The organism is Halomonas sp. 707B3 (assembly GCF_024158645.1).
Lineage (GTDB): Bacteria > Pseudomonadota > Gammaproteobacteria > Pseudomonadales > Halomonadaceae > Vreelandella > Vreelandella lionensis.
The window spans coordinates 1-6211 of sequence record NZ_JAMZBE010000183.1; the positions used below are offsets into that span (position 1 = coordinate 1).

Consider the following 6211-nt stretch of genomic DNA (forward strand, 5'->3'; position numbering starts at 1 on the left):
GCTCATCGGTTCCTAGCGATGTTTCTAAACGGTTGCGATCTTCCATGAGCGGCTGTTTCGTCACAAAGTTAATCGTGCCGCCCGCCGAACCGCGGCCTGAAAAGGCAGAGTTTGGCCCCTTCACCACTTCAATTTGATCCACATAGAAGGGGTCCCGGAAATAGTTACCTAAATCACGGCTGCCGTTTACATTGATATCATCGCGAGCATTGAAGCCACGAATCTTCAATTGGTCGCCCCCTGGCGGGTTGCCCTCACCTGCCTGAAGGCTAATGCCTGACACGTTACGCAACGCATCACGCAGTTCGGTCACATTTTGGTCTTCTAGCAAGTCACTGGTAAGCACCGTGACAATACGCGGCGTTTCAAGCACATCGCGCTGATATTTGACGCTTTCCATAAAAGTGCCGCGGTAGCCAGTAACCGTTACCGTATCCAGCGGCTCGGCGTTGGCCGTGTTCGTTTGTGCATGGGTATGAATACTCATGGCTGCCAACATACAGGCACTTGCTGTCATTAAAGTGCGGCGTGCATTCACTGCATTAGGGCTACGCGACTCAATCGCGATGGGGAGGGGTTTTTTCTTCGTCATTAACATTTGTTGCGTTCCCTTGAGAAAGATAATAGGTGCGTACGTGCCAAGCCCCACATCCGGCTGCTGTTCCATAAACAGGAATGCAGCGTTGTTTTATATGAAACAGAGTATCAAATGTTAATAACTATGTAAATGATAATGATTTGCTTTTATTATTAGCTTGCTAATCGTTAACCGCTTTTATTAATCACTTCTTACTATCTTTTACTCAACGCAAGCATGCTGCTATCTAACCCCGCTTAACGTGGTTAGACCCCTGCCTGAAAGGATGCTTGCTGATGTTTGACGCGCCCGCTGCTGTTGCTACGCCTGAAGCCGTTGAGACCTTTATTGCCCGCTGGAAGGGCACTACCGGCACCGAAAAGGCCAACTACCAGCTATTCCTTTAAGAGCTATGCGCACTACTGACGCTACCTACGCCCGACCCAGCCAGCAAAGACAACATTGAAAACGCCTACACCTTCGAGCGCCGGGTAGATATTCAAAACCCCGACGGCAGCGAAAATCGCGGCTTTATCGACCTCTATAAACGCGGCGCGTTTGTCTTGGAAGCCAAACAAACTGGCAAGGGGCTGGCCACCAAAGGCTGGGACAAGGCCATGCAGGCGGCCTATAACCAAGCCGACCAGTACGTGCGCGCCCTGCCCGCCGACGAAGGTCGCCCGCCATTTATCGTAGTGACGGATGTCGGCCGCACCCTAGCACTTTATTCTGAATTTTCGCGCTCCGGTGGCACCTATGTGCCCTTCCCCGACCCGCGTAACTACCAAATCAAACTGGATGACTTACGCCAGCCCGAGGTACAGCAGCGCCTAAAAGCCCTGTGGGAAGCTCCCGATACCCTAGACCCGAGCCAATACGCCGCCCGCGTGACTCGCGAAGTAAGCGCAACGCTGGCCCAGCTTGCCAAAACACTAGAAGCCGATGGTTACGAAGTGGACCGCGTGGCGCACTTTTTGAAGCGCTGCCTGTTCACCATGTTCAGTGAAGACGTAGAGCTGCTGCCTAAAAACAGCTTTACCGACTTCCTCACCCGCATGAAAGAGCCCCCCGAGCACTTTGCCGACGCCATTGGCTCGTTATGGTAAAGCATGAACAGCGGCGGTTTTAGCGGCGTACTCACGGCCAAGGTAATGCGCTTTAACGGCGGCCTGTTCAAAGGCATCGACCCCATCCCGCTCACCCCCGCGCAAATCCAACTGCTGATTGATGCCGCCAAAGCCGACTGGCGCTTTGTGGAACCGGCCATTTTCGGCACGCTGCTGGAGCGCGCCCTAGACCCCCGCGAACGCCACAAACTAGGTGCCCACTACACGCCCCGCGCTTACGTCGAGCGGCTGGTCATGCCCACGCTGATTGAACCTCTACGCCGAGAGTGGGCCACCGCCCAGGTGGTCGCGGAAACCCACAACCAGAAAGGCAAAACCGATAAAGCGCTAGAGAGCCTGCGAGCCTTTCACCACAAGCTCTGCCAAGTACGCTTGCTGGACCCCGCCTGCGGCAGCGCCAACTTCCTGTATGTCGCGCTTGAGCACATGAAGCGCCTGGAAGGCGAGGTGTTAAACCTGATTGCCGACCTCAGCGGCGGGCAAGACTCCTTAGAAGCCGAAGGCTTTACCGTCTCGCCCCAGCAGTTCCTCGGCATGGAAATTAACCCCCGCGCCGCCGCCATTGCCGAAATTGTGCTGTGGATTGGTTACCTGCAGTGGCACTACCGCATTAACGGCAAGCTCGACCTGCCCGAGCCGATACTCAAAGACTTCCACAACATCGAAAACCGCGATGCGCTGATAGAATTTGAACGCCGCGAGCCGCTGCTGGACGACAACGGCCAGGAAGTCACCATTTGGGACGGCATCAGCATGAAGAAAAGCCCCGCCACCGGCGAGCTGATCCCTGATGAAACTGCCCGCACCACCGTGTACCGCTACCACAACCCTAAGCGCGCCGAGTGGCTGGAAGCGGATTACATTGTCGGCAACCCGCCGTTTATTGGGGCCTCTACCATGCGCCGCGCACTCGGCGATGGCTATGTAGACGCCGTGCGCCAGGTATTTAAAGGCACGGTGCCGGAATCTGCCGATTTTGTGATGTATTGGTGGCATATCGCCGCTGACGCTGTACGCAACGGCCACGCCCAGCAGTTTGGCTTTATTACCACCAACAGCCTTCGCAAAACCTTCAACCGCCGCGTGCTGGAACCGCATCTAAACGATGCTAAAAAGCCGCTCTCGCTCACCTTCGCGATTCCCGACCACCCCTGGGTAGATGGCAACGACGGTGCCGCCGTACGCATCGCCATGACTGTAGCCCGCGCAGGCGAAGCGCCTGGGCTGCTACAGCAAGTGACTAATGAAAACAGCGATGAAGGCCGCGAAGCCCGCAATGTGGGACTAAGCCGCCGTGAGGGTAAGGTATTTGCCGATTTGAGTATTGGGGCAGATGTGGCGGGGGCTAAGTCACTTAAAAGTAACTCTGGAATCAGTCAGCGTGGTTTTTAACCAGGTAGTACAGGTTTCGTTCTTTCGATTAACGACCATGCACAACTTAAGTTAATTGAAAAATATAAAGAAGCACCTGTTCTACGTTACTACGTCAATGGAAAAGATATAATTCAGTCCCCAAGAAATGTGTATTTAATTGATTTTCATGGCTTAAGCGAAAGCGAGGCACGTAATGCCTACCCAGATCTTTATCAGTGGGTCTTAAACCGAGTAAAGCCTGAAAGAGAGCAAAACAGAGATCCCAAACTAAGAAAAAACTGGTGGCTTCATAGGCGTTCACGTAGCGACTTGCGTGAAATGTCAGGAAAGCTAACGCATTTAATAGTGACCACTCGAGTGGCTAAGCATCGTGTTTTTACCACCATAAAGATATCGACTGCAGCCGATTACAACCTTGCCTGCATTGCCTTGGACAAGCATCACTCGTTAGGAATATTAAGCTCTCGAGTCCATAACATATGGTCGCTTAAATCTGGCGGCACTCTGGAAGATCGACCAACTTATAATAATACACTCTGCTTCGAGACCTTCCCCTTCCCAGAGCTTACCGACGAGCAGGCGGCGAAGATCGGCCAACTGGCCGAGCAGATCGACGCCCATCGCAAGCGTCAGCAGGCAGAGCACCCAACGCTCACGCTCACCGGTATATACAACGTGATGGAGAAACTTCGCGCAGGCGAAGAGCTCAACGCCAGAGAGCAAACCATCAACCAGCAAGGCTTGGTCAGCACCCTGCTTGCCGACCACGATGCCTTAGACCGCGCAGTATTTAACGCCTACGGCTGGGATGACTTGGCAAAAGCACTCGTGGGCTTACCCGGAGCCACTACGCCCTTGCCGGATAAACCCGCCGCCCAAGCAGAAGCCGAAGAAGAGCTGCTGATGCGCCTAGTGGCGCTCAACAAACAGCGCACCGCAGAAGAAGCGCAAGGCAAGGTGCGCTGGCTACGCCCAGATTACCAAGCGCCGGAAGAAGCCGCCCCCACGCAAAAAGAGCTGCAAAGCACCACGGCTGAGGCCAACGCCCCAGCCGCCGACAAAACCAAAACCACCTGGCCCAAAGACCTCGCCACCCAGGTCACACTGCTACGCGACATGCTCGCCGCCAGCCCCCACAGCGCGGAAAGCCTGGCCGCTCAGTTCAAACGCAAACCGCTAAAAGGCGTCAATGAGGTACTCTCCGCCCTCGCCGCCCTCGGCCAAGCCCAGCAGGACGACGAACACTGGCGGCTGGTGAGGTAATATGAAAAGATCAGTTGAGGATCAGCTAAAGTACTTCTTCGCGCTACACAATTACCGGCGTCGCATTGGCGGCGCTGAAATGCATTATTTTTTCGTAGAAGGTAAAGAAGCTTATCGCCATGGTCTCTATATTGCCTCCGCAACCTGCTTGCTGATAGGTATTGAAGCAAGCGTCCGGGCTCTTCATGCTTACCACCACCGAGGAGTGGATGACCTTAACCTCAACCCTGGTCAGACATTAAGTAACGCCCTGCTTCACAAGGCAAGGTGTGTCGGTTTAAAAATTGAAATTCTTGCAATGGAGGACGAAGAAGAATTTGAACGTAAAATGGCACCCGGACAACAGCGCCGAGAACCCGTTGAAATCGTTAGGTTAAGAAACAACCTCTGCCACGGAAACGTTAAAGAATTCTTCACTCATATAGAGGATCAAGGCACCTTTTTTACACCAGAGGCGTTGAAAAAAGTCTGCGAACAGCTACTTAACATCAGCAAGCCATGGGCTGAAGAAATGGGCAGGTTCAACGACCTACTTACAGAAAAGTATTCCAAAAAAAGCTAAATATTTTTATATTCACACCATTAATAGATGGCTTTGGCAACCCTCAACCAAGCAGCTAAAGCCTGACTGACCACGCTGTGTTAGGCGCTGCTCCCAAGATCAGGCGATGGGCCTTCTAGAGCAATGCAATCTCGGCCCCGCTCTTTGGCTTGATAAAGTAATTGATCGACGTCGCGTAGCCGATCTTGCAGGTTACTCGCCTCATCTAGGCTGCAAATTCCCATGCTTGCCGTCACGTAGAGCGGTTCGGTTGTATCGGCTATCATTGCCTGGCTCGCCAATAACTGACGCAATCGGCTAGCCGCTTGATACGCTTCATCCACAGTTGTGTGAGGCATTAATAACATAAACTCTTCACCGCCCCAGCGGGCCAATACATCCGCTTGACGCACAATGGAACGGCAGCGCTCGGCAAAGCATTTGATGGCACTGTCTCCCACTGGGTGGCCATACATATCGTTAATTTGCTTAAAATTATCGATGTCGAGCATCACGAGCGCTGCTGGAGATGCGCCACGCTTTATGGATGCCAGCGTACTGCGAAGCCTTCGTTCAAACGCTCTGCGATTCAGTAGCCCAGTGAGGACATCCGTCGCAGCTAAGTTGGCCATTTCGTGCCGAGCGCTTTCAAGCTCAGCGATTAGGCGTTTTTGCTCTCGGTGCGAGCGCATCAATTCCATATGCGCCATCACTTGGTTGGCCAACGCTTGTAGCGCAAAGCGTTGTTGCTGGTCGATATCTCGGGGATGGTAGTCAAGCACACATAGCGTGCCTAGTGGGTAACCATCAGGGCTTTTGAGCAATGCACCTGCATAGAAGCGTAAAAAGGGGTCCCCCGTTACCAGCGGGTTACTCGCAAAGCGCTCATCCTGTGTGGTATCAGGCACTACGAACAGCCCTGGTTGTAAAATGGCGTGGGAGCAAATAGAAATGTCCAGTGGTGTTTCACGCACAGAAAGCCCTTTAACAGACTTAAACCATTGCCGATCCTTGTCTATAAAATTAATAACGGCGACAGGCGCTTGGCAAATAATAGATGCTACTTCAACGATATCGTCAAACGCGGGCTCTTGGGGCGTATCCAGGATGTGGTAATCCATCAGTGCGGCTAGACGTGATGCTTCGTGATCTAGAGCGTTCTGCTTATCGTTCATTAGCATTTACCAATGTCTTGAATCGCCTTAGAAATACTCATCATCGTGTCATCCTGTATCCTGAATCCGTGAGACCGGCCCCCGGAAGCACTTCTAACCCACTGACCTGCATGGCAATATAGCCATTATCGCCATTCACCCAGACAGTGCCATG

Annotated in this window: 6 protein-coding genes; 4 read left to right on the plus strand and 2 right to left on the minus strand. The window is 53.0% G+C overall.

The window, feature by feature from the left end; all coding sequences use genetic code 11:
• Positions 1 to 598: TonB-dependent receptor plug domain-containing protein (locus BIS10_RS16745; RefSeq protein ID WP_253506952.1), on the minus strand; the 598-nt coding region annotated here is incomplete at its 3' end.
• A 401-nt stretch (positions 599 to 999) separates the two neighbouring features.
• On the opposite strand from BIS10_RS16745, the gene BIS10_RS16750 reads away from it, so the two are divergent.
• Genes BIS10_RS16750 through BIS10_RS16765 form a run of 4 tightly spaced genes read left to right on the plus strand, consistent with a single transcriptional unit; the run spans position 1000 to position 4903 of the window.
• Complete coding sequence (locus tag BIS10_RS16750) at positions 1000 to 1683, plus strand: type IIL restriction-modification enzyme MmeI (protein WP_340638710.1); 684 nt, start codon at positions 1000 to 1002, stop codon at positions 1681 to 1683.
• Positions 1684 to 1686: 3 nt separating this feature from the next.
• Complete coding sequence (locus BIS10_RS16755) at positions 1687 to 3096, plus strand: DNA methyltransferase (RefSeq protein ID WP_253506955.1); 1410 nt, start codon at positions 1687 to 1689, stop codon at positions 3094 to 3096.
• A 27-nt stretch (positions 3097 to 3123) separates the two neighbouring features.
• The gene (locus tag BIS10_RS16760; protein ID WP_392567194.1) at positions 3124 to 4341 is read left to right on the plus strand and encodes a type IIL restriction-modification enzyme MmeI; all 1218 of its coding nucleotides are present in this window, start codon (positions 3124 to 3126) and stop codon (positions 4339 to 4341) included.
• A 1-nt stretch (position 4342) separates the two neighbouring features.
• The gene (locus BIS10_RS16765; protein ID WP_253506961.1) at positions 4343 to 4903 is read left to right on the plus strand and encodes a hypothetical protein; all 561 of its coding nucleotides are present in this window, start codon (positions 4343 to 4345) and stop codon (positions 4901 to 4903) included.
• 80 nt (positions 4904 to 4983) lie between these two features.
• On the opposite strand, the gene BIS10_RS16770 is transcribed toward BIS10_RS16765, so the two are convergent.
• Positions 4984 to 6057, minus strand: coding sequence for a sensor domain-containing diguanylate cyclase (locus BIS10_RS16770; RefSeq protein WP_253506964.1), 1074 nt, complete (start codon positions 6055 to 6057; stop codon positions 4984 to 4986).
• Between the last annotated feature and the right edge of the window lie 154 nt (positions 6058 to 6211).